This window comes from Oleiphilus sp. HI0066 (assembly GCF_001635725.1).
Map to the genome: position 1 here is coordinate 1 of NZ_LWFH01001357.1, position 1,733 is coordinate 1,733.

Sequence of the window (1,733 nt, forward strand, 5' to 3'; positions counted from 1 at the left end):
AGCATATATGGCGCGGCCAGTGAGCTAGAGTAAGGCTTGAGATAATCTACCGAAGCATCATTAATCGACCAAGACACTTGCAAGCCATCAGAAAGAAGATCAAGTTCCTCTTCATAATCTAGTATGATTGCATCCCCGCCACTCGGGAATCTGTCTAGCAATACAAGATTTGGAATGTTTAGCACAGGCACGCTTAAAGTAATTGGTATCGTTACAAAGTCATTACCCGCTACATCAACAATCGAGACACTAAGAATGTCTTTGAGCTGAAGCTGCCCTTCGCTCAATACTCTAGTCTGATTAGATACTCGCAAAGAACCCAAAGTAGATACGTGATAGTCAGATGTACCCACGACCTTCTCTCGTCGATTTACAAGCCATTCAGCTCTCAAACTAGGAAAAGCTGCAACGTCCTCATTCCCGAAATGCAAAGAAACTTGTTGACCGGCACTCAAATATTTCCTACCAAAATTAATAGGCGCGTCCTGTCCATCCTCATCAAGGATTAGAACGAAATCATCAAACCCACTAACCTGGGCTTCTAGGGCTACAAATACATACCCATCAACAACTCTTGAGACATTTGGATCATTAAACGCTGAATAACCAAATCGAGCATTTGAAAAAAGCGTAAACGAGCCGTCTCTATAGCTAAACCGGTCAATTTGTCCCGTTTTGTAAACAATATAAGCAACTTGATTAGCCGAGTCCTCAATTACTGAGACAGGAGTATAGTCCGTAGCTTTATCAATACTGTTCTTGTTTGAGGGAAGTACTAATGTTTCGTTCTTATTTCCTTCGAAAAACAATAGATCGAGAGAGTCGTCGAAATAAATATTGATTCCACTATCAGGAAACGTAAAAGTAGGAGTTGTAACGCCTTTCGCCGCTAAGTAAGTACTACGGCAATAACGTAATTCTCCAGTAGGTAACGTATTTGCCGACTGAAAATCTAAAGAGTTTGGCTGAATCAGATCTGAAAGGTTAAAACTATCATCGAGCGAACTACATGCTGCATCGCCTGGTACCGCATCAAATCGATTAAGAACACCGTCTCCATCATCATCAAGATCAAGCCCCGCATCGTAATCTGCGACTTTTACATTAACACTTGAGCCACTCAAGTATATAAATAATGAATAATTTGAACCGTAATCAACGGCTGAAAACTCATTATTGTTAATATCAATATCTTCAAGCCCTTGACCATCAGCATCATTCCAAGAAGCATAAATATCACCATCTAAGCTACCGATACTAATATACTCGCCACCATTTGGATTTGAGCAAACTGAGTATGCTTCACACAACAACGCATCCGCTTCAATTTCTACATTGAGCCGTTGACCTAAATCAGGAGGATTGGGCGTCACCCGATATGTATATTGTGAAAAATCAGGAACAACAATGTTCAATTGCGCTTCATATGAGCGAGTAGGCGATTCATTTGTAGTGAACAAGCCAAGTAACTTATAAGTTCCTGGAATCGACCCTGAAAATTGAACCCCAGTTTGTGTACTGTCATTTCGCTCAGCTAAAACTACTTCTGCCCCAAGCGGTTTATCAATGACTAACCAACTGTCAATTATTTCAGTTGCCGCGTCACCTATTCCTAGGCAATTGTTGGCTGAACATTGTCCTTGGGTAACTTCAAGGACGACTTGAAAATCAATCTCTCCCGTGAGTTTAGCAACCAAGTCAATCGGGTCATCGAAATTCGAAGATGTTAACCC

The 1,733-nt window shown here is 41.1% G+C and carries 1 protein-coding gene; it reads right to left on the minus strand.

Going from position 1 to position 1,733, the window contains the following annotated elements; genetic code table 11:
• Window positions 1-1,733: hypothetical protein (locus A3738_RS31325; RefSeq protein ID WP_197473935.1), on the minus strand; the 1,733-nt coding region annotated here is incomplete at both ends.